The 20655-nt window shown below is 58.1% G+C and carries 19 protein-coding genes; 10 read left to right on the forward strand and 9 right to left on the reverse strand.

Annotated elements, in window-relative coordinates:
• Positions 1-3182: autotransporter domain-containing protein (locus N879_RS06555; RefSeq protein ID WP_022983229.1), on the forward strand; the 3182-nt coding region annotated here is incomplete at its 5' end.
• 34 nt (positions 3183-3216) lie between these two features.
• Here N879_RS06555 and mobA read toward each other — a convergent pair.
• The 3 genes from mobA to N879_RS06570 form a co-directional block, all read right to left on the reverse strand.
• Complete coding sequence (gene mobA / locus N879_RS06560; RefSeq protein ID WP_009463881.1) at positions 3217-3816, reverse strand: molybdenum cofactor guanylyltransferase MobA; 600 nt, start codon at positions 3814-3816, stop codon at positions 3217-3219.
• A complete protein-coding gene (gene moaA / locus N879_RS06565) occupies positions 3813-4916 on the reverse strand; it encodes a GTP 3',8-cyclase MoaA (protein WP_022983230.1) in 1104 nt (367 codons plus the stop codon). The genes mobA and moaA overlap by 4 nt, the downstream gene beginning before the upstream one ends.
• 210 nt (positions 4917-5126) lie before the next feature.
• Positions 5127-6233 carry a substrate-binding domain-containing protein gene (locus N879_RS06570; RefSeq protein ID WP_022983231.1) on the reverse strand — a complete coding sequence of 369 codons (1107 nt, stop codon included), beginning with the start codon at positions 6231-6233 and terminating at the stop codon, positions 5127-5129.
• A gap of 200 nt (positions 6234-6433) precedes the next feature.
• Here N879_RS06570 and N879_RS06575 point away from each other — a divergent pair, with 200 nt between their 5' ends.
• Genes N879_RS06575 through N879_RS06595 form a run of 5 tightly spaced genes read left to right on the forward strand, consistent with a single transcriptional unit; the run spans position 6434 to position 12587 of the window.
• Complete coding sequence (locus N879_RS06575) at positions 6434-6940, forward strand: formate dehydrogenase subunit gamma (RefSeq protein WP_009463883.1); 507 nt, start codon at positions 6434-6436, stop codon at positions 6938-6940.
• Entirely contained in the window at positions 6937-8505 is a 1569-nt protein-coding gene (locus N879_RS06580; RefSeq protein WP_009463884.1) for a formate dehydrogenase beta subunit, read from the forward strand. Before N879_RS06575 ends, N879_RS06580 begins: the two co-directional genes overlap by 4 nt.
• 13 nt (positions 8506-8518) lie before the next feature.
• Complete coding sequence (gene fdhF / locus N879_RS06585; protein ID WP_009463885.1) at positions 8519-11440, forward strand: formate dehydrogenase subunit alpha; 2922 nt, start codon at positions 8519-8521, stop codon at positions 11438-11440.
• A gap of 32 nt (positions 11441-11472) precedes the next feature.
• Complete coding sequence (gene fdhD, locus N879_RS06590; protein WP_022983232.1) at positions 11473-12339, forward strand: formate dehydrogenase accessory sulfurtransferase FdhD; 867 nt, start codon at positions 11473-11475, stop codon at positions 12337-12339.
• Positions 12336-12587, forward strand: a complete 252-nt coding sequence (locus N879_RS06595; protein WP_009463888.1) for a formate dehydrogenase subunit delta — start codon at positions 12336-12338, stop codon at positions 12585-12587. The genes fdhD and N879_RS06595 overlap by 4 nt, the downstream gene beginning before the upstream one ends.
• A gap of 60 nt (positions 12588-12647) precedes the next feature.
• Here N879_RS06595 and N879_RS06600 read toward each other — a convergent pair whose 3' ends face one another.
• Both N879_RS06600 and N879_RS06605 read right to left on the reverse strand, forming a co-directional pair.
• Complete coding sequence (locus tag N879_RS06600; protein WP_009463889.1) at positions 12648-13109, reverse strand: universal stress protein; 462 nt, start codon at positions 13107-13109, stop codon at positions 12648-12650.
• A gap of 87 nt (positions 13110-13196) precedes the next feature.
• Positions 13197-13538 carry a TIGR01244 family sulfur transferase gene (locus tag N879_RS06605; protein ID WP_009463890.1) on the reverse strand — a complete coding sequence of 114 codons (342 nt, stop codon included), beginning with the start codon at positions 13536-13538 and terminating at the stop codon, positions 13197-13199.
• A 50-nt stretch (positions 13539-13588) separates the two neighbouring features.
• On the opposite strand from N879_RS06605, the gene N879_RS06610 reads away from it, so the two are divergent.
• Positions 13589-14185 (forward strand): GNAT family N-acetyltransferase, encoded by a 597-nt coding sequence (locus N879_RS06610; protein ID WP_022983233.1) that lies wholly within the window; start codon positions 13589-13591, stop codon positions 14183-14185.
• A gap of 9 nt (positions 14186-14194) precedes the next feature.
• On the opposite strand, the gene N879_RS06615 is transcribed toward N879_RS06610, so the two are convergent.
• Positions 14195-14953 (reverse strand): ChbG/HpnK family deacetylase, encoded by a 759-nt coding sequence (locus N879_RS06615; RefSeq protein WP_022983234.1) that lies wholly within the window; start codon positions 14951-14953, stop codon positions 14195-14197.
• 60 nt (positions 14954-15013) lie between these two features.
• On the opposite strand from N879_RS06615, the gene N879_RS06620 reads away from it, so the two are divergent.
• Positions 15014-15391, forward strand: coding sequence for a GtrA family protein (locus N879_RS06620; protein ID WP_022983235.1), 378 nt, complete (start codon positions 15014-15016; stop codon positions 15389-15391).
• Here N879_RS06620 and N879_RS06625 read toward each other — a convergent pair.
• Positions 15330-17000, reverse strand: coding sequence for an ArnT family glycosyltransferase (locus N879_RS06625; protein WP_082453623.1), 1671 nt, complete (start codon positions 16998-17000; stop codon positions 15330-15332). The two genes, N879_RS06620 and N879_RS06625, sit on opposite strands and share 62 nt — an antisense overlap.
• A 124-nt stretch (positions 17001-17124) precedes the next feature.
• Positions 17125-18144: a glycosyltransferase family 2 protein gene (locus N879_RS06630; RefSeq protein WP_009463894.1), complete on the reverse strand. Its 1020-nt coding sequence runs from the start codon at positions 18142-18144 to the stop codon at positions 17125-17127.
• A 343-nt stretch (positions 18145-18487) separates the two neighbouring features.
• On the opposite strand from N879_RS06630, the gene N879_RS06635 reads away from it, so the two are divergent.
• Positions 18488-18892 (forward strand): group III truncated hemoglobin, encoded by a 405-nt coding sequence (locus N879_RS06635; protein WP_009463895.1) that lies wholly within the window; start codon positions 18488-18490, stop codon positions 18890-18892.
• 2 nt (positions 18893-18894) lie between these two features.
• Positions 18895-19347: an RrF2 family transcriptional regulator gene (locus tag N879_RS06640; protein WP_009463896.1), complete on the forward strand. Its 453-nt coding sequence runs from the start codon at positions 18895-18897 to the stop codon at positions 19345-19347.
• An 84-nt stretch (positions 19348-19431) separates the two neighbouring features.
• On the opposite strand, the gene serA is transcribed toward N879_RS06640, so the two are convergent.
• Complete coding sequence (serA, locus tag N879_RS06645; protein ID WP_022983236.1) at positions 19432-20640, reverse strand: phosphoglycerate dehydrogenase; 1209 nt, start codon at positions 20638-20640, stop codon at positions 19432-19434.
• Positions 20641-20655: the final 15 nt, after the last annotated feature.

Consider the following 20655-nt stretch of genomic DNA (forward strand, 5'->3'; position numbering starts at 1 on the left):
CCCTGCATGAAGGGCGCGTCGTCGTCAGCCAGGACAGCAATTTAGGCTCCGGTGCACTGAACTTCCAGGGCGGCACCTTAGCCACGACGGACTCTTTTGACAGCACACGCCAGCTCACACTGAATCAAGCCGGCCATCTGGGTGTGGCGGCCAACACGGTACTGGGCTTGAGCGGGCAAATCAGCGGGAGCGGCAATCTGATTAAAGAAGGCGCGGGTACTCTGCGCCTATCCAACACCGCCAACCGCTATGGCAATACACAAATTCTGGCGGGCACCCTGATTGGCAATGCCAGCTCCCTGTCGGGCAATGTACTCAATCAGAGTGCGCTGGTATTCGAGCAAGCCTCAGCTGGGCGATTCCAGGGCGAGCTGTCGGGTGCGGGCTCCCTGCTCAAGACCGGTGCGGGAGCCCTGACGCTATCGGGTAACAATAGCGGCTATACCGGCCACAGCACGGTGTCCGAAGGCACGCTGGCAGTCCTGGGTAAGCTTGGGGGTTCGGCCAGCGTCAAGAACGCCACGCTGCAGTTTGGTGACGGCGTAAGCGGAGCCGCCAGCCACCTGGTGGGTAACCTGAATATTGAGGGTGCAGACAGCGCCTTGTCCGTGCAAGGACCCGCCACCCTCCGCGTGGACGGCACCGTCAATTTGCACGACAACACGGTATTAGACATTGCCGCTGGTCCCAACAGCCCTGCACTGCAGGCTGAGCGCGTGATTCTGGGGGACCAGGTTGCCTTCGCACTGGGTGGCATCAGTCACGCAGGCCAACTGGACAAAGTACTGCTAAGCACACGGGACGGCATACAAGGCGACTTCGCCTCGTATCAGGTGGGTGGCTTCAATGGCACGGTGGACTATCTCAACCTGAACACACACAAGTCCGCTGACCAAACTCAACTACTGGCCAGCTATGGCCTGAGCTGGACCGCCAACAACAATCTGGCCCACGGCACCTTCACCTTGAGCGATGCCAGTAACCGTTTCGTCGTCGGCACGGACTTGACGGACCAGACCCCCAACAGCACCACGGGCTGGAATGGCAACAGCTTGCACAAGGCAGGCGCGGGCACCCTGGTGCTGAGCGGTCAAAACAGCTACACCGGCGGCACCACCTTGGCCGGTGGCCGCCTGGAAGTGTCCCAGGACGCGAACCTGGGCGCAGCCAGCAGTGGACTACGCTTCCAGGGCGGCACTCTGGTCGCCACAGACTCCTTCAGTACTGCTCGTGATATCGCCCTGCTGGACGATGGACGCGTACAAGTCGCCGCAGACACAACACTGACCCTGGCGGGTGCCATCGTCGGTCATGCGGACCTGGTCAAATCCGGTGCGGGATCGCTGCGTTTAAGCAATGAAGCCAATGCCTATCGAAACAGCCGCATTGAAGAAGGAAGCTTGATTGCTCAGGCCGCCACCCTTCCCGGCAACGTGGATAACAAGGGCACCTTGATTTTCGACCAAGCCAGCGACGACACCTATGCCGGCGGTATTTCCGGGACAGGCTCCCTGATCAAAGACGGGGCTGGCACCCTGAACCTGACGGGAGACAGCTCTGCGTTCAAAGGCACCACCACTATTACAGCAGGCAAGTTGGTCTTGAACGGCCACTTGGGCGGCTCCACCACCATTGGGGCCGGCAGCATGCTGGCTGGCAGTGGCGTGGTCGGCTCGGGTGCAGGCAGCAACATCACCGTCACTCAGGGCGGGGTCCTCTCACCGGGAAACTCCATCGGCACCTTGACCATTGACGGCAACTTGAACATCGAGCCAGGCGCCCGTCTGCTCGTCGAGGCCGACCCAGGCAGTACCGCCGCCGACCGAATTCAAGTCACAGGCAAGACAAGCCTGAGCGGCGGCTCGGTCGCCCACATTGGCGCCAACGGCAGCTACGATTTACGCTCCAGCTACACCATTCTGACCTCCGAGGGCGGATTGTCCGGCGAGTTTGGTGACGTCACTTCCGACTTCGCCTTCCTGAACCCCTCCCTGTCGTACGACTACCAGAACGGTCGTGTCGCCCTGGTGCTGGAACGCAATGACCAGGCAATGACCTCCGCTGCACGGACACGTAATCAACAGGCCAGCGCCAAGGCCATAGAAAGCATTGGCATACAGGACAGACATGCTGTCTATGATGCTGTCGCCCAACTACCCAATGACATCGCGTTGCTGCGCGACAGCTTTGACAGTCTGTCGGGCGAATTGCACGCGTCAAGCAAAACCGTATTGCAAGAGGACAGCCGCCAGATTCGTGATGCAGTCAATGAGCGCCTGCGTTCAGCCAGCCGTGCTGTTGCGGCACAAGCCGCCCCTGTACGCAATGATCAGGGGCAGTTGTCAGCCGCCGATTCCAGCGGGACACACAGCTGGATTCAAGGCATGGGTAGCTGGCGCAACATTGACGCCACCGACAATACCGCCCACGTAAGCAGTTCCAGCAGTGGCTTTTTGATGGGTGTAGACACCAATGTGTCTGACTCGACACGTCTGGGTCTGCTTGCAGGCTATAGCCGTAGCGACATCAAGCTACGAGATCGCTCCTCCAGCGCAAGCAGCGACAACTACCACCTGGGTGCGTATGGGGGAACTCAGTGGGGTGCGCTGGGACTGCGCGGTGGTCTGGCCTACAGCTGGCATGATCTGTCCACAAGCCGCTCGGTATCCGTACCTAGGCTGTCAAGCACGCTGAAGGCGGACTACAGCAGCCAGAGCGCCCAGGCGTTTGCCGAGTTGGGCTATCGCATAAAGGCTGAGGCTGTGGCGCTTGAGCCCTTTGCTCAAGTAGCTTACGTGCACCAGAAAAGCAACAGCTTCACGGAAACAGGCGGGCCAGCCGCTCTGCACGCCGAGCGTCAAAGCAGCAACACGACATTCATGACCTTGGGGACCCGTGCCATGACGGAGTTTGAACTGGGTCGCACCCAAGTTAGTGCCCACGGCTCCGTGGCCTGGCGGCACGCCATGGGTACGGTCAAACCCAGCGCGACCCATGCTTTCTCGGCAGGTTCAGCGTTCACCGTCGTCGGCGCCCCGATTGCCAAAGATAGCGCCATGCTGGAAGCCGGCCTGGAGTTCAAGATCAACCCTCAGTCGGCAATCGGACTGGCGTATCAAGGCCAGTTGGCTCGCTCCGCCCAGGACCACAGTGTGCAGGCTCGCCTCAACATCCGTTTCTAAGTGAATCGCTTGAGCACGAGCAAGCAGGGCTGGTTTACCAGCCCTGCGCTGTTTCCAGGTCCTGCGGAGTATTGATATTGAAGAAAGCATGTTCAGGCGCATCGCGGAAATCCACTTCCACCGCACCTATGCTCTCCAGCCAGCTCATGACACGGCGCTCGCCGCTAAGCAGATAGTCTTTCAGGCCCGCAGCCTGATCGGTGCGCAGTAACAGGCATAAAGGGTGGCTACGCTCTGCCTGCGCGTAGGCAGCCACAGCGCCCTGCTCCTCAACGGCCTTGATCAAACGCTTGCCCAGATCCACTGGCACAAAAGGCAAATCCACCGGGCAGGACAAGGCCCACGGCGTACTGATCTGATCCAGCACACTGGCCAAACCGGCCAGCGGACCCAGATAGCCCTCCAGCTCCAAGACATCAGGGACCACACGCCCCCAATGAACATACTGCTCGGGATTGCGATTGGCACTGATCAAGACTGGCCCCACCTGCGGACGCAGGCGACGTACCAGATGCTGCACCAAAGGCTGGCCCTGCAAGAGCAGCAAGCCTTTATCGATCTGGCCCGACAAATCAAAACGGCGGGCTCGTCCGCCCGCCAGCACAATACCGCTGATGTCCTGTGTGCTTATCATCCGCCGATATAACTCATTTCGATACGGTCACGACTCGTGGTTTGCTCACCCCGAATCTGGGAATATCGGTCCTGCCGTCCCGTCCAGACGCCGTGCATATAGGCGGCTAACTGTTCGTCGGACGCACCCGAGCGCAATTGCGCCCGCACATCATAACCCTGGGAAGCAAACAGGCACAGAAACAGGCGTCCTTCGGGCGAAAGACGCATGCGCGAACAGTCTCCACAGAAGGGTTGAGTGACGCTGGTGATCACGCCAACTTCGCCCGTCCCATCCTTGAAGCGCCAGCGGCTGGCGACTTCGCCACGGTATTGGGCGGCCACTGGCTCCAACTCGAAACGGGACTGGATACGTTCCACAATCTCCGCACCGCTGAGCACTTCTTGCAGATTCCAGCCATTGCTGGTGCCCACGTCCATATATTCAATAAAACGCAGAATCTGGCCCGAGCCTTTGAAGTGCTCCACCATGGGCAAGATCTGATCATCGTTCAGCCCTTTGCGCACCACCATATTGACCTTTACCGGGCTCAAACCCACGGCCTGTGCCTTGGCAATGCCATCCAGTACGGTGGAGACGGACACGCCGCTATCACTCAATTGAGTAAAGCGGGCATCGTCCAAGGCGTCCAAGCTGACGGTGACACGATTCAGACCCGCGTCTTTCAAGACCTGAGCCTTGCGACCCAGCAAGGTGCCATTGGTGGTCAAAGTCAGCTCCACCGCACCACCTTCCGGTGTACGCAGCTTGGCCAACATGGCAATCAGCACTTCAATATTTCGACGCAATAGCGGTTCGCCACCCGTCAGGCGCAGCTTGCGCACGCCCAGAGCAACGGCCTGCCGTGCTACGCGCTCAATCTCTTCAAAACTGAGCAGGGAAGAATGAGGCAGGAACTCGTAGTCCGTGCCAAAGACTTCCCGCGGCATACAGTAGGTACAGCGGAAATTGCACTTGTCAGTCAGGGAAATGCGCAGGTCACGAAATGGGCGGTGACGCTTGTCCAAAGGTTGCCCTGACACAGCGGCAATCCGCACGGTCGGGCGGCGTGCAAGCTCTGCAGCACCCGCTTGCGCCCCCTGCTCGATGCCGGACGGCATAACTCCCGCTCCAGCAGGCTGCGGGTCACTCGGCTCCAAGGGCCGGGCCTCGGAACCTGGGGGAGCTGCTTCTTGATATGGCCTGTACTGAACCTGGTCTACAGACACCGGTTCACGTTTTGGCCCATGCTCATCGCTCATGGTGTTCTCTTTTTCAAGGACAGGGTTCGTCCCCGTCTCATGGTGTGTGTTTTCGTCATGCAATGGGGTCTAACGCCAGAGCATGTCGGCAGCCTGCCCGAATGCCTGTTCCAGCGTCATGATCTGTCCCAAACCCCGTGGGTCGTAACCCACCAGACCTTCCATGAATTGACTATACGCGGAACCGCCAATCACGTTCATCAGTTCCTGCATAGGAGCCTTATCCAGCGCTTCTTGCTCGACCGCAATGAAATAACGCTCCTGGGCCAGGGGAATGAACTCCAGCCCGCATCGACTGGCCGCTGTTTCCACACCCAGGCCGGTATCGGCCATGCCACTGGCAACGTGAGCCGCCACCGCCATATGTGTCAATTCTGTTGTTTCAAAGCCCAGCACCGCATTCGTGTTTACCCCTAACTGCCCCAGCAGCAAGGTCGCCAGAAAGCGGGTACTGGACCCCATCTGACGGTTCACAAAGCGCACATCGGGCCGCAACAAGTCGGCCATGCCGGTGATGTTCTTGGGATTGCCCTTCTCCACAAACAAGCCAGTCCGGCGAGTGGAAAGGAAAATCAGCCTGTGACGCGCCGGAGACAGCCACTGCCCATAACGGCGCATGGCAGCCACCTCGAACTCACCCACCGGAACCTGGAAACCGGCCAGATCGCAATCCCCGCGCTCCAGCGAAGCCAGCGCTTCAATGGCTGTGCGGTAGCGCAGCTCCAGCGGCAGACCATCGTGCTCATTGGCAAAACGCATCAGGCCTTCAATCGCAAATCCGTGACTGGCCTGAAAGCGCAAACGGTCCAGAGGCTGCGCATACAAGCGGCCCAGCTCCTCTTCCAGCTCGGAAGCCATGCTCTCCAGGGTCGGCGTCAGACGCGCATCCAGTCGCCGATTCGCCCACAGCAAACGCTGGGCGAACTCGGTCAGCTTGGTACCTTTGCGCCGGGAGGTTTCCAGCAAGGCCGCATCAAACTGTTTTTCGGCATTACGCAACAAGCCCCAGGCATGTCTGTAGGAAAACTGGCATTCCTTGCTGGCTCCCGCCAAGTGCCCCAGTCGCTCGATGGCACCCAACAAACGCAACACATCCCCCATGGGAAGGTCCACGCCGTCTGCATTTTCCAGAATCCATTCAGAGCGCAGCCGGGCTTTGAATTTCTGTTTGGTCATGTGTTTTTAAGACCAGTGTGTTTTCGTATTTATGTTCTGTGCTGCATGTACCAAACATTATATATGCGAAATATTGCTTATTGAAGTTATGGACTTAAGTGGTTAGATTACAAGGGAAAACACTGTCAAATAATATGCACCGCTGTGCATAAAAAATATGGAGGCGCAGGCACCCTATTCGGGCACCGCGCACACAGGACATGCAAACAACCCCTCATCACCAGGAGCAGGACCTGTCAGGTCTGGCTCCTGAAGAGGTCGCCTTGCAGGCCGTGCAGGAGCACGCCGGCCAGAAAGGTAACCTGTTGCCTATTTTGCACGCGATTCAGGACCGGATTGCCTGTATTCCCGAGTCCGTGGTGCCGGTGCTGGCCGAACAGCTGGCTCTGTCCCGTGCGGAAATCCATGGCGTTATCTCTTTTTACGCCCATTTCCGCACCCAGCCCCACGCGACTCATACCCTGGAAATCTGCCGGGCTGAAGCCTGTCAGGCGCGGGGCGGACTGGAGCTGACGGCTCATGCCCGTCGCCGCCTGAACTGCGACTTCCATGAAAACAGCGACGACGGCCAGTACACGCTGGAGCCTGTCTACTGTCTGGGCCTCTGTGCTCAGTCCCCCGCCGTCATGCTCGATGGCGTACCCCATGCACGCGTCACCCCCGAAAAACTGGATGCCCTGCTAAGCAGCCAGGAGGCCCAGTCATGAGCACCATTACCGTTTACGTTCCGCGCGACACCGCAGCGGTCGCCATGGGCGCCCATGAGATTGCCCAGCAACTGGCGGCCCAGGCTCAGGAGCGCGGTCTGGATGTGCAGATTGTGCGCAATGGCTCGCGTGGTTTGCTATGGCTGGAGCCCATGGTGGAAGTGCAAACAGCTGAAGGCCGCGTCGCTTACGGCCCTGTCCAGACTGAAGATCTGCCCGGTCTGTTCGACGCTGGTTTTCTGCAAGGCGGTGCACATAAGTTGTGCCACGGTCTGACGGACGCCATCCCTTACCTGAAGAATCAGGAACGCCTGACTTTTGCCCGTGTGGGGATTATTGATCCGGTCAGCGTGGCCGATTACCAATCCTGTGGTGGCTTCGAAGGTTTGCGCAAGGCGCTGAGCATGGAACCGGCCGCCATTGTGAAAGAAGTGACCGACTCCGGCCTGCGAGGTCGTGGCGGTGCGGCTTTCCCGACCGGCATCAAATGGAATACGGTACTGAACACCCCGGCACAGCAGAAGTACATTGTCTGTAATGCCGACGAAGGCGACTCGGGCACGTTTTCTGATCGCATGTTGATGGAAGGCGATCCGCTGTGCCTGGTTGAAGGCATGGCGATTGCCGGGCTGGCTGTAGGTGCGACCTATGGCTACATCTACGTGCGTTCCGAATACCCTCTGGCCGTGCAAGCGTTGAACGAAGCCATTGCGGCGGCGCGCGCAGCAGGCTGGCTGGGCAAGAACATTCAAGGCAGCGGCTACGAGTTCGATCTGGAAGTACGCAAAGCAGCCGGCGCCTACATCTGTGGCGAAGAAACCGCCCTGCTCGACAGTCTGGAAGGCAAGCGCGGCATGGTGCGTGTGAAACCGCCTCTGCCCGCCATCAAAGGCCTGTTTGGTCAGCCTACAGTCATCAATAACGTGGTGTCCCTGGCTTCCGTGCCGGTGATTCTGGCCAAGGGCGGTGCTTACTACCAGAACTACGGCATGGGTCGCTCGCGTGGCACACTGGCATTCCAGTTGACCGGCAATCTGCAAAACGGCGGCCTGGTAGAAAAAGCCTTTGGCGTCACCCTGCGCGAATTGCTGTACGACTACGGTGGCGGCAGCGCCAGCGGTCGTCCCTTGCGTGCAGTGCAAGTCGGTGGCCCCTTGGGCGCCTATCTGCCCGAGCACCATTGGGATGTCCCGCTGGACTATGAGGCCTACATGAAGATCAATGCCATGGTCGGTCACGGCGGTCTGGTGGCCTTTGACGACACAGTAGACATGGCCCACATGGCGCAGTACGCCATGGAATTCTGTGCCATCGAATCCTGTGGCAAATGCACACCCTGTCGCATCGGCTCTACGCGTGGTGTGGAGACCATCCAGAAGATCCGTCGCCGCGAAGACATGGACAACCATGTCGAGCTGCTGCGCGACCTGTGCGACACCATGCTCTCCGGGTCCTTGTGCGCCTTGGGCGGCATGACCCCTTATCCCGTCCTGTCCGCGCTGGAACACTTCCCCCAGGATTTTGGACTGGCCCCGCAAACCGAGCAGGACCTGGCCAAGGTCTAAGACGGAGATCACCATGAAAGAAACAGTCGCCGTACGCGAACGTGACCTGGGCACCCCAGCCTCGACCCAGACCGAGATGGTTAACCTGACCATCGATGGCAAATTGATTGAAGTGCCCGTCGGCACTTCCGTGATGCACGCAGCCGCCTTGGCCGGCATCAATATTCCCAAGCTGTGCGCCACCGATTCGCTGGAGGCCTTTGGCTCCTGCCGTCTGTGCCTGGTGGACATTGAAGGCCGTCGCGGCCACCCTGCTTCCTGCACCACCCTGGTGGAAGAAGGCATGGTCGTCCAAACCGAAAACGACACCCTGCACAAGCTGCGCCGCAACGTGATGGAGCTGTACATCTCCGATCACCCGCTGGACTGCCTGACCTGTCCTGCCAACGGCAATTGCGAACTGCAAGACATGGCCGGTGTGGTGGGCCTGCGCAGCGTACGCTATGGCTTTGATGGTGCCAACCACCTGGACGATACCACCGATAATTCCAACCCTTACTTTGCCTACGACTCCAGCAAATGCATTGTCTGCAATCGCTGCGTGCGCGCCTGTGAGGAAGTTCAGGGCACCTTTGCACTAACCATCGACAAGCGTGGTTTTGAATCGCGCGTCACCGCCGGTCAGAACGATGGCTTCCTGGGCAGCGATTGCGTGTCCTGTGGCGCTTGCGTTCAAGCCTGCCCGACCTCTTCCCTGATGGAGAAATCCGTCATCGATCTGGGGCAACCCGAGCACGCCGTCATCACTACTTGCGCCTATTGCGGTGTGGGTTGCGGCTTCAAGGCCGAGATGAAGGGCGACAAGGTCATTCGCATGACACCCTGGAAAAACGGCAAGGCCAACCGTGGCCACGCCTGCGTGAAAGGTCGTTTCGCCTGGGGTTACGCCACGCACCAGGACCGTATCCTGAGCCCCATGATACGCAAGAGCATTACCGACCCCTGGCAGGAAGTGTCGTGGGACGAGGCCATCAATTACGCCGCCTCCGAGTTCCGTCGCATTCAGGATCAGCACGGTCGTGACGCTGTGGGCGGTATCACCTCCTCGCGTTGCACCAACGAAGAAACCTATCTGGTACAAAAACTGGTTCGCGCCGCCTTTGGTACCAATAACGTGGACACCTGCGCCCGCGTGTGTCACTCCCCTACCGGCTACGGCCTGAAGATGACCCTGGGTGAGTCCGCCGGTACGCAAACCTTTGACTCGGTGATGCACACCGACGTGGTGATCGTGATGGGTGCCAACCCCAGCGCCGCTCACCCCGTGTTTGCATCGCGCCTGAAACGTCGCCTGCGCCAAGGTGCCCGCCTGATCGTGATCGACCCGCGCCAGACCGAACTGGTCAGCTCGCCGCACATCCAGGCCGACTACCACCTGCCCCTGCGTCCAGGCACCAACACCGCCATACTGACCGCCATGGCCCACGTTATCGTCACTGAAAATCTGGTGAACGAGGCCTATGTGGCAGAGCGCTGCGATACCGCTGCCTTCAATGAATGGCGCAGCTTTGTCAGCCAGCCCCAGAACTCGCCAGAAGCCATGGCCGAGATCTGCGGTGTATCCGCCGACGACATCCGTGGCGCAGCCCGTCTGTACGCTACCGGCGGCAACGGTTCGATTTACTACGGTCTGGGTGTGACAGAACACAGCCAGGGCTCCACCACCGTAATGGCCATTGCCAACCTGGCCATGGCCACCGGCAACGTAGGCCGCGAAGGTGTGGGTGTGAACCCGCTGCGTGGTCAGAACAACGTGCAAGGCTCCTGCGATATGGGCTCTTTCCCGCACGAGTTCCCCGGCTACCGTCACGTCTCCGACACCAGCGTACGTCAGCAGTTTGAAGAGGCCTGGGGCGTGTCCCTGCAATCTGAACCCGGTCTGCGCATTCCCAATATGTTTGATGCCGCCTTGAGTGGCAGCTTCAAGGGACTGTACTGCCAGGGTGAAGACATTGTTCAGTCCGACCCGAACACCCAACACGTAGCTGCTGCCATGGCCGCCATGGAGTGTGTGGTGGTACAGGATCTGTTCCTGAACGAAACCGCCAAGTACGCCCACGTGTTCCTGCCCGGTTCATCCTTCCTGGAAAAAGACGGCACCTTCACCAACGCCGAGCGCCGCATTTCGCGCGTACGCAAAGTGATGGAGCCCAAGGCGGGCATGGCCGACTGGGAAGTCACCTGCGCCCTGGCCCGTGCTTTGGGCTACCCCATGAACTACGAGCATCCCGGCCAGATCATGGACGAGATCGCCCGTCTGACACCGACCTTTGCTGGCGTGTCTTACGATCGCATCCAGGAACTGGGTGGCAGCGTGCAATGGCCTTGCAACGAACAGGCACCTGAAGGCACCCCCACCATGCACATCGACGAGTTCGTGCGTGGCAAGGGCCGCTTCATGCTGACTCAGTACGTACCCACCGAAGAGCGCAGCAGCCGCAAGTTCCCCTTGCTGCTGACCACCGGCCGTATCCTGTCGCAATACAACGTGGGCGCACAAACCCGCCGTACCGACAACGTGGCCTGGCATGCAGAGGACTTGCTGGAAATTCACCCGGTGGATGCCGAAGATCGCGGCATTCGCAGTGGCGACAAAGTCTCGGTCAAGAGCCGTGCGGGAGAGACCGCCCTGCGCGCGACGGTGACCGAACGAGTGCAGCCAGGGGTGGTCTATACTACTTTCCACTTTCCCGAGTCGGGCGCCAACGTGGTCACCACCAACAACTCGGACTGGGCAACCAACTGCCCCGAGTACAAGGTGACGGCCGTGCAAATTCAGCGCGTGACCTCCGAGTCGGCCTGGCAAAATCGCTGGAACCGTTTCCACGATATTCAGCAGCGTCTCCTGCAAGGCGAGACCGTCCCGGCCGAGGATTTGGCCCAGGCGGATCACAGCCATTCGCATGAGCATGCCGAGGCCGTCGCGAAAGTATGATGCGTCCCAACAGGCCCTAAGGAGTTGCCCACGTGAGCCAGGCAGATTTTCGTGATGCTAGCGCCCCTGCCACCGTATGGCGGCAGGCGCGTACCCCAGCTGAAACACAAGCTGACACCCTGCCCCAAGAGGATCAGGATGCGCTGGCGCGCGAACAAGCCGTGGCTCTGGAGTTCAATGGCATCAGCCATAGTGCCTTGTTGTGCAGCCCCAGTGATCTGGAAGATCTGGCCTACGGATTCTCCATGACCGAGGGCATTATTCGTACCGCTGACGATATACGCGGCGTGGATGTGCTGGAAGGCGAGCGCGGCAGCCTGCTGCAAATCGAGATTGCCAGTGCCTGCCAGCATCAACTCAAGGCGCGTCGCCGTCAGCTGGCTGGCCGTACAGGCTGTGGCCTGTGTGGTCTGGAAAGTCTGGACGAGGTACGCCGACAGCTACCCCGTCTGGACGCTCCCGAGCACCGCCCCGATGCTGCCGCCATCTTCCAGGCCCTGGATGCCTTGCGCTCCAGCCAACCCTTGCATCGTCTGACGGGCGCTACCCATGCGGCGGCCTGGTGCAATCTGCAAGGTGATATCCTGGCCGTGCGCGAGGATGTAGGTCGCCATAATGCGCTGGACAAGCTGCTGGGCCACATGCTGCGCAACGATATTGATCCCCGCTCTGGCATGGTGCTGATCTCCAGCCGTGCCAGCTTCGAGATGGTCCAGAAGGCCGCTGCCATGGGCATCAACTTTGTGGTGGCCGTATCCGCCCCCACCGCCTATGCCGTGCAGATTGCCGATGAACTGGGTGTCATGCTGGCCGCCTTTGCCCGTGACCGCAGCTTCACGCTGTACAGCCATCCCCACTATCTGAATTCTGCCGAGTCACGCTCGGCCACATCACCATGAACATTGTTCCTTTGATTCCCATGGCCAACCAGATCGGTCAGTTCTTTGAAATCCTGAGCAATCGGGAGCAAGGACTGCGCGAGATTGCGGAACATATCCAGAAATTCTGGGACCCGCGCATGCGCCGCTCCCTGCTGGATTTTGTGGAACAAAATCCCAGCGGTAAAAGCGAAGATGGCGAGCTGCTGCCTATTGTTTTGCAGGCAGTCGTGACCCATAAACAGCAGCTGGAGCCACGCAGCCAATAAGACGTGCCGCAGACACAGAAAAGCCCGCCTAGGCGGGCTTTTTCTTTGGGCTGAAAACGATTAATCGCTTTCTTTGACGCGGTACACCAGCACGGTATTCTTGGCCATATTCAGCACCTTGATGGTCACGCTACCCAGCAACAGGCGGGAAAGACCACTGCGGCCGTGGCTACCGATAAAGATCAGGTCGCAGCCTTCCTGCTCAGCGACCTGCACAATCCCATCGGCCACATTGAAATTCGATACGGATCTACCAGTGGCCTTGACGCCAGCGGTCTCGGCACGGTCCAGAATCTGCTGCAAGTACTTCTGCGACTGTTCCTTGGCAGTCTTGTCGTAGTCCTCGTCGGTGATGGCGTAGGCAGCAGCCATACCATCAAAACCAACGGTGGCAGCAAATGGCTGCGTCACGTGCAAAGCCAGAACCTCGGCACCAATTTGGCGGGCAAAGGTCACGCCTTTGTTGGCTGCTTGGGAGGAGAGCTCGGAACCGTCAGTTGGAATCAGAATTTTCTTGAACATGGCATAACCCCTTTGAATGGAGACAGATAGCTTACCGCTGCATACCGACACAGGACAAGCTAGTACAGACCTGAACCTTGAGCCAGGTCAGGATTCGTTCAATGCGCGGAACAATACGGCACAGCGAGTACCCGTGCGGCAGTAGGCCAAAGTCGGGCCTGGCAAGGCTTCAAGCAATTGACCAAAACGAGCAACATCAGCAGAAGTAATAGCGCTACCCACTACTGGCTGATATTCCACCTGCAAGCCTGCCGCCTGGGCGGCCTTCATCACGTCTGCCGACAAGGGCTGGTCGGGACCGCCTTCCATATCGGGACGGTTGATGATGACACTTTTAAAACCGGCATCGGCCACGGCTTGCATGTCCTCTCCCGATAATTGAGGGGCGACGGCCAATTGCTCGGTCAAAAACTGGTGCGGGAAGGACATAGAAACTCCTGAAATCGGGATAAACTAAATCAGTTCAAAGGAAAAATAGTATGTTCCCCCCCGATAGTACGCAAGTCCCTTTCTCTGCCTCCCTGCCGCAAGGCAATCACGCCAGTGCCTTGCTGATACGTCAGGCCACGTTGGACGATATGGCAGCGGTACAAAACATCTATGCTTATCACGTACTGCACAGCACGGCGACCTTTGAACAACGCCCACCGGACGAACAGGAAATGCGTGCCCGCTTCACGCAAGTGCGCGAGCAGAATTTGCCCTGGCTGGTCGCAGAGCTGGACGGGCAGATCGTGGGCTATGCCTACGCAGGAACATATCGCTCCCGCCCGGCCTATCGCTTCACGATAGAAGACTCCATCTATCTGGCTCAAGGTCAGATTGGCAAAGGTCTGGGCAAAGCCTTGCTGGAACAATTGCTGCTGGAGTGTGAGAAAGGCCCGTGGCGGCAAATGGTGGCCATCATCTCCGGCCATGACAGCCGGGGCTCGATTGCCCTGCACCGTTCGCTGGGCTTTGCCCATGTAGGTACTCAGCCAGCCGTGGGCTATAAGTTCCAGCAGTGGATTGATGTGGTCATCATGCAGCGCAGTCTGGGTGACGGCAGCCAAAGCCAGCCAGCCCAGACGCCCTGATCTTCCTTCTCAGGCAATGCGCAGGCTGTATTGATCCAGCCATTGCTGCATCTCATCGCCAGCCAGCACCTCGTACTCTGCCTGACGTTGCAAGCCCACAGGATCGTCCTGCACGCTGCTCAAGGAGGGATGGCACATCATGCTGTCCCCGTGCTGCATCACCGCCAGCCAGGCTTTGACCAAGGCGCTGTAACGCTCCTTGCCACCCTGAAAGTCGTACACGCCGGTGAAGCCGGTATTCAAGGTGACGCCTTTGGCTCTGGCCAGGCGCAGCAAATCCTTGGAACCCAGCCCGGCAATAATCTGCGCCTTGAATCTGTCTTTAAACGCGAAACTCGTAGCCAGACGCTGGGCGCCGGTATAACGCAGCCAAGGCATGGAAGCGGCATAACGGCGCTCCATTTCTGCCAGCAAGGCCTCGCGTATCATGGGTAGCTGATGCACGTGCTGATGCCCGTCGATATAGTCCGGGCCCTGCCCCATCACCTTCTCAAAACGATCCAGCTGGCGAGCCACGCTATCCTTGACCTTCTGGGCATCCAGACGATGCAGCAGGCTGCGGATAATCACCTGCTTGAGCGGCATGGCATACACGCCCGCTTGGGAAGCAAACTCGGTAAAATTCAGGTGCAAACCTTTTTGCAGCGTGCTCTGGCGCAGTGCTGGTGCATTTTGCACAAAGCTGTCCCCATCGACCAGGCAGGATGTTCCTGTCAGGCGCCGGGCCTGGGCCAATTTCAGTATGGCCTCGTCCACGGCGGGGGCCATGCCAAAATCATCCGCGCATATACTGATCTGCCTGTCCTTGGCCACTGCTCGCTCCGCTTTATGTCTCGTCAAATCATTCTGTTCATACTGGTCGGCACTTTGGCCGCCTTCACGCACTGGGGCATTGTAATCGCCCTGGTGCAAACGCTGAGCCTGTCTCCGCTGCTGGCCAATCTTTTTGGCTGGCTGATTGCGTTCCTGGTGTCCTTTGGTGGCCACTACTGGCTGACATTCCGCTCCCAGAATGCCCGCTTTCTGCCGGCTCTGACACGTTTTTTTCTGGTGTCTGCCGCTGGCTTCGCCGTCAACGAAGCCAGCTATGCGTTTTTACTGAATCATTCCGGTCTGCGCTACGACTTGCTGCTGGGCCTGATTCTTATCGGTTTGGCTGTGCTGACGTTTCTGGCTGGGCGGCTTTGGGCGTTCCGCCGCACATAAGCTCGTACTCGTCGTGATCAAAGCGCCATAGAGCAATACGCTGATCTTCATACAGACGCTGAGCATGGTTAAGCACCTGGCTTTGGCGCACGGCATCTGGCGAGCCGATCAACCAGACGACCGCCTTGCTGTCCCGACATAACTGCTGACGAAGGGTTGCCCGATCTATCAAGGTCAGCGCCCCACGTTGCGGCTCAAAGCGAGCTGCCTCCAGCAGCTCCTTGCGCCAACTATCGGTGCGCATGATTTCCGGATCATCCCAGCGCCCCATCACGCTGATATTCTTCAGGCCCGGAACATAGAAGCCCAGGTCATAACGGTAATTATTCAGAAAGACGACACGGTCACCCTTTTGGTATTCACTGGCCAGTACACGGCCCAAGGCCTGACTGTTGACCTGTGGGCGCAGCATCATCGTCACCACGGCAAACGCACAAATCGCAACACAAACACCCAGGCTCCAGACCGCAAAGCGCTCTACCTTTGCTTCCCCATCCTGCTGACTGCGGCGAATCACCACATCCGCCAGAAAAAAAGCCCAAGGGCCAATCGCAGGCAGGACATAGCCCACCAGCTTGGACGCAGGAATGGAAAAGAAAACCAGCACAGTCAGCAATGCCGACAGCATCAAGCCCCGTATCGCTCCCAAACCGTCGGAAGCATTAACAGAACCACGAAAGCGCTTGAACAAGAATGGCGTCCAACCCAAGGTGGCAACAGGCATCAGGGCAAAGTAGAACCAGAAAGGCTGAGGGTTGTTAAAGCCGGCTTCCAGAAAACGCTGGAAGTGCTGATAGACGATGTAATAGTCAAAAAAACCGGGGTAGCGCGCTTGCATGGCCCACATCCATGGCGTGGCAACCAGCAGCAAAACCCCCAGGCCTGTCACAGAAAACAGACGCAACAAAGTACGCCACTGGCCTCGACCCAGCAGCCAGAACACCAAGATACCGCCGGGGATCAAAATCCCGATCAAGCCTTTTGCCAGAAAAGCCAGGCCTGCGGTGGCATACAGCCCCATCAAGGCCCAACGACAGGAGTACCCCTGCTCCATCTGCAAGGCAGCATGCCCCCCCAAGAGCACACAGCTACTGATCAAGGCAGCAACCGTCATGTCCAGATTGGCGTAATGGGATGCACCGAAAAGCAGGGGGCTGCTGACCAGAATCAACGCCGTCCAGCCCGCATGTTGCTGGCTGGCATGACGCTTCAAGAACGCGTGCATACCGGCAATCAACAAGGCCGCCATCAAGGCAGGTACCAGACGAGCAGCCACAAAATTCACCCCCAACACTTTCAGGCTCAGGGCAGTAAGCCAATAATGCAAGGGAGGTTTATGGAAAAACGGCAGGCCGTCCAGACGCGGCACCAGATAATCACCGGATTCCAGCATGGACAGGGCCACGCCGACATAGCGCCCCTCATCCGGAATCAACAAGGGGTACGCCCCCAGGGTCAGCGCAAACCACAGCAGTGCCAGCAGCCCCACGGACACACTAGAGAGCGTACCCAGGCGCTGGACGCCGCAACGTAAGCAATAGGCCGGTCCACTCGCTTGTCCAAGCGGTAGTGTTGCACCGGAAGAGGAAAAGGAATTATCGATACTCATCGCTCAAAGCCAAACCAATAGGGGTAGGCAGCTACTTGCGTAGCTGTCGAAGCGATTCAGAGTATCGATGTAGCGTTCAATTACAAATGAGAGCAGTTCGCCAATTAAACGATCAGGCTTGCCTTCAGCCTTGCTGCGGGTCCTGATCGGGGGTCGCTAACTGCTTCTGGTCAGGTGCCGGTTCAGAGGCCTGAGCCAGCCCCTGCCCACGGCGACGATGCACCAGATACAAGGGCCGGTGCTTGACCTCGGCAAAGATGCTGGCGACATACTCGCCCACCACACCCAGCGAGAGCATATTCACCCCCGCGAAAAACAGTACCACCGTAATCAAGGTTGTCCAGCCGCGGACGGCATCCCCATACAACAAGTGCTTGAAGATAATGAACAAGCCGTAGCTGAAAGACAGCATGGCCAACACTGCACCTAACAGGCTCAATAAACGCAGTGGCCAGGTGGTGAATGCCGTCAAACCATCCACCGCAAAGCGCAATAGTTTAGTGGGACGGAATCGGCTGACACCATGCAAGCGTTCGGCAGGCGAGTAGTAAATGGGCTCGGACGGAAAACCCACCCAGGCAAACAAGCCTTTCATGAAGCGGCTGCGTTCGGGCAAGGCCATCAAGGCATCAACGACGCAGCGATCCATCAGGCGAAAATCGCCTGCATCACGCGGCACACGCAAACCGTTAGAGGTGCGCATCAGCTTGTAAAACAAACTGGTGCCCGCCCGCTTCATCCAGGTCTCGTCGTCACGGGTTTCCCGCACGGCATAGACCATTTCCAGGCCTGTAGACCAGCGCTCCAGCATAGCTTCGATCAAGGCAGGGGGATGCTGCAAATCCGCATCCATGCACACGACTACCTGCCCGCGGCTGGCCTCCAGCCCTGCCGTCAACGCTGCCTCTTTGCCAAAGTTGCGCGATAACTGCAAATAGACCAGTTGAGGGTAGGTTTGACGCAATTGCTCAATAACCAAAGGCGTTGCGTCTGTACTGCCATCGTCAACGAAAATGATTTCAAAGTCCGGAACCAGTTCGCGCAACTTTGCCACCAAAACCGGCAGCAATGCGGGCAGGTTTTCTGCTTCATTCAAACCAGGGATAACGCAAGAAAGCGTTTGGGCCTGTCGTTTTGTAATCATTATTCCTTGAGCACCGTGCTGTAACAAAACCATGGTCTAGCCAACAAAAAGTAATCGTAGCCCGCCAGACCGCCTAGTGCAATTTACCTTCGGTGATACTTGTCTTTCTTAAAGAGCACCGTTCAAGACTTGTACAGCCCTTGCAAGCCGGCCAGACTGGCCAAACACCGCAAACGCAACATCCATACGCTGAAACGTGCAAGCAGTGTAGGAAAGCAAGCGTTGAATCAGCGTGAAATTCGGCGTGAAAATGTTCCGTTCCCAAGCGTTTTCTTTCCGGCTTGACCCCGATGAGTCATACCAATAAGATAGATAAAATATATATCTTTAAATTCAAAATATTATGGCTCTCAACCCTTTGTGTACCCGCCAGGAAATTCATGACCTGGTCTGGGACTTTTACGATCGTATCCGCATGGACGATGTCCTTGGCCCCATTTTCTCCGAGCGCATCAAGGATTGGGATACGCATCTGGGCGTAATGGAAGAGTTCTGGTCATCTCTATTACTCAAGACCGATGGCTTCAATGGCAATCCCATGGCCAAGCATTTGTCGCTCAAGCATATTCAGGCCAGCCACTTTGAACAATGGCTACGCCTGTTCAAGGAAACCTGCCAGGAGCGTGAAAACCAGGCCATGGCCGCGCTGGCATTGGAATATGCCCAGCGCATCGCCCGCAGCTTCTGGTTTGGCTACCAGTTCCAGCACAACCCCACTCAAGTGGCCAGCGAGCTGCAACTGCCCTGATCATGCGTCTGACCAACCTTACCGACTACGCCCTGCGTCAATTGATGTATCTGGGTCAGAACGAAGACAGGCTCTGTACCATCGCGGAAATTGCCCAGTACCACCAGATTTCCCAAGCCCATCTGATGAAAGTCACCCACCTGCTCGCCAAGGGCGGATGGATTCAGACCCAGCGCGGGAAAAACGGCGGAATGCGGCTGGCCCGTGCGCCGGAAGACATCAATCTGGGCGAGCTGGTGCGCTATACCGAAACCGATCTGGCGGTGGTGGAGTGCCTGGGCAGCGGCACCCACTGCATCCTGAGCGGTCGCTGCAACCTGAGCAACATCCTTAAACAGGCGCTGGTCCAGTTCCTGAGTTATCTGGATAACTACACCTTGCGCGACATTATTGTGCCCGGCAGCAGCCCGGAACAGACGATTGCCTGGCCCACCAAGTCCATGCACTCGGCCTGATAGCAGACGGACGGATAGCAGACGAGCAGACGGCCCCGGACTCAAAAGAATCCGGGGCCGTTTGTTTAGGGTCCGACTACCGCTTCAAGCCGGGAAAATCAGATCGCTCCGTACAGTACCAGGATGGGCACGCACAGCTTCCAGCAAACCCTGCTCGGGCACACGATCCAGATCCGTCATGGCATAACCCAACTCGCCTTGCGTTTGCAGCTGCTGGCGGGTGATGTTGATACCGTGCTGGGCCAGAATATTGTTCAAGCTACCCATCGCGCCGGGAACGTTGCGATGAACATGCAGCAGACGCACAGCACCCTGGATGTCGTAGTAAGACACTTCGGGGAAGTTCACCGCGCCCTTGGTAGCGCCGCTACGCAAGTAGCTAACCAGTTTCTCGGCCACTTCACGGCCAATGTTTTCCTGGGATTCCTGAGTACTACCGCCAATATGCGGCGTCAGGATCACATTAGGCATACCGATCAAGGGGCTCTTCAACGGTTCGTCCACGCTTTTCGGTTCGGTTGGGAACACGTCCAGCGCAGCACCTGCCAGATGACCGCTGACCAAGGCTTGGTGCAAGGCATCAATATCCACCACCGTACCGCGCGAAGCATTGATCAGGATGGAGCCGGGTTTCATGGCCGCAATCGTCTCGGCATTCATGATGTTATGCGTGCCCTGCCCGCCTGGTACGTGCAAGGTGACCACATCGGACTCGGCCAGCATCTGCTTCAGGCTGCCATAGACACGGGCATTGCTCAGCGGCAGTTTGGATTCCACATCATGGTAGAGCACACGCATACCCAGCGCTTCGGCCAGAGTACCGACTTGGGAACCAATATTGCCGTAACCAATCACGCCCAAAGTCTTGCCACGGATCTCGAAAGCGCCATCGGCACTTTTGTCCCAGAAACCCTGGTGTACGCGCAGGTTCTTCTCGGGGATACGACGTAGCAACAAGATGGCCTCACCCAGCACCAGCTCGGCAACGGAGCGGGTATTGGAGAACGGCGCATTAAAGACCGGTACACCATGGTTCTGGGCTTGGTCCAGATCCACCTGGTTGGTACCAATACAAAAGCATCCCAGCACTTTGAGCTGGTCTGCGTGCTCCAGCACCCGGCTGTCAAACTGGGTACGGGAACGAATTCCGACAACTTCGGCGCCTTTGACAGCGTCCAGCAGCTCCTGACCCGACAAGGCTCCCTTGTAGGTCTGAATATCGGTCAAACCCGCAGCCTCAAAAACTTCACGGGCGCTAGGATGAATGTTCTCAAACAGGACAATGCGACTCATGATGGTTCCAGTCAT

This window comes from Alcaligenes sp. EGD-AK7 (assembly GCF_000465875.3).
GTDB lineage: Bacteria > Pseudomonadota > Gammaproteobacteria > Burkholderiales > Burkholderiaceae_B > Alcaligenes > Alcaligenes phenolicus.

Excerpts from the sequence above, each read along its gene's own strand:
- mobA (WP_009463881.1), bottom strand. The coding sequence starts at position 3,816 with ATGATAAGCACACAGGACATCAGCGGTATTGTGCTGGCGGGCGGACGA.
- moaA (WP_022983230.1), bottom strand. The coding sequence starts at position 4,916 with ATGCCGTCCGGCATCGAGCAGGGGGCGCAAGCGGGTGCTGCAGAGCTT.
- N879_RS06570 (WP_022983231.1), bottom strand. The coding sequence starts at position 6,233 with ATGACCAAACAGAAATTCAAAGCCCGGCTGCGCTCTGAATGGATTCTG.
- N879_RS06575 (WP_009463883.1), top strand. The coding sequence starts at position 6,434 with ATGCAAACAACCCCTCATCACCAGGAGCAGGACCTGTCAGGTCTGGCT.
- N879_RS06580 (WP_009463884.1), top strand. The coding sequence starts at position 6,937 with ATGAGCACCATTACCGTTTACGTTCCGCGCGACACCGCAGCGGTCGCC.
- fdhF (WP_009463885.1), top strand. The coding sequence starts at position 8,519 with ATGAAAGAAACAGTCGCCGTACGCGAACGTGACCTGGGCACCCCAGCC.
- N879_RS06595 (WP_009463888.1), top strand. The coding sequence starts at position 12,336 with ATGAACATTGTTCCTTTGATTCCCATGGCCAACCAGATCGGTCAGTTC.
- N879_RS06600 (WP_009463889.1), bottom strand. The coding sequence starts at position 13,109 with ATGTTCAAGAAAATTCTGATTCCAACTGACGGTTCCGAGCTCTCCTCC.
- N879_RS06605 (WP_009463890.1), bottom strand. The coding sequence starts at position 13,538 with ATGTCCTTCCCGCACCAGTTTTTGACCGAGCAATTGGCCGTCGCCCCT.
- N879_RS06610 (WP_022983233.1), top strand. The coding sequence starts at position 13,589 with ATGTTCCCCCCCGATAGTACGCAAGTCCCTTTCTCTGCCTCCCTGCCG.
- N879_RS06615 (WP_022983234.1), bottom strand. The coding sequence starts at position 14,953 with ATGGCCCCCGCCGTGGACGAGGCCATACTGAAATTGGCCCAGGCCCGG.
- N879_RS06620 (WP_022983235.1), top strand. The coding sequence starts at position 15,014 with ATGTCTCGTCAAATCATTCTGTTCATACTGGTCGGCACTTTGGCCGCC.
- N879_RS06625 (WP_082453623.1), bottom strand. The coding sequence starts at position 17,000 with ATGAGTATCGATAATTCCTTTTCCTCTTCCGGTGCAACACTACCGCTT.
- N879_RS06630 (WP_009463894.1), bottom strand. The coding sequence starts at position 18,144 with ATGATTACAAAACGACAGGCCCAAACGCTTTCTTGCGTTATCCCTGGT.
- N879_RS06635 (WP_009463895.1), top strand. The coding sequence starts at position 18,488 with ATGGCTCTCAACCCTTTGTGTACCCGCCAGGAAATTCATGACCTGGTC.
- N879_RS06640 (WP_009463896.1), top strand. The coding sequence starts at position 18,895 with ATGCGTCTGACCAACCTTACCGACTACGCCCTGCGTCAATTGATGTAT.
- serA (WP_022983236.1), bottom strand. The coding sequence starts at position 20,640 with ATGAGTCGCATTGTCCTGTTTGAGAACATTCATCCTAGCGCCCGTGAA.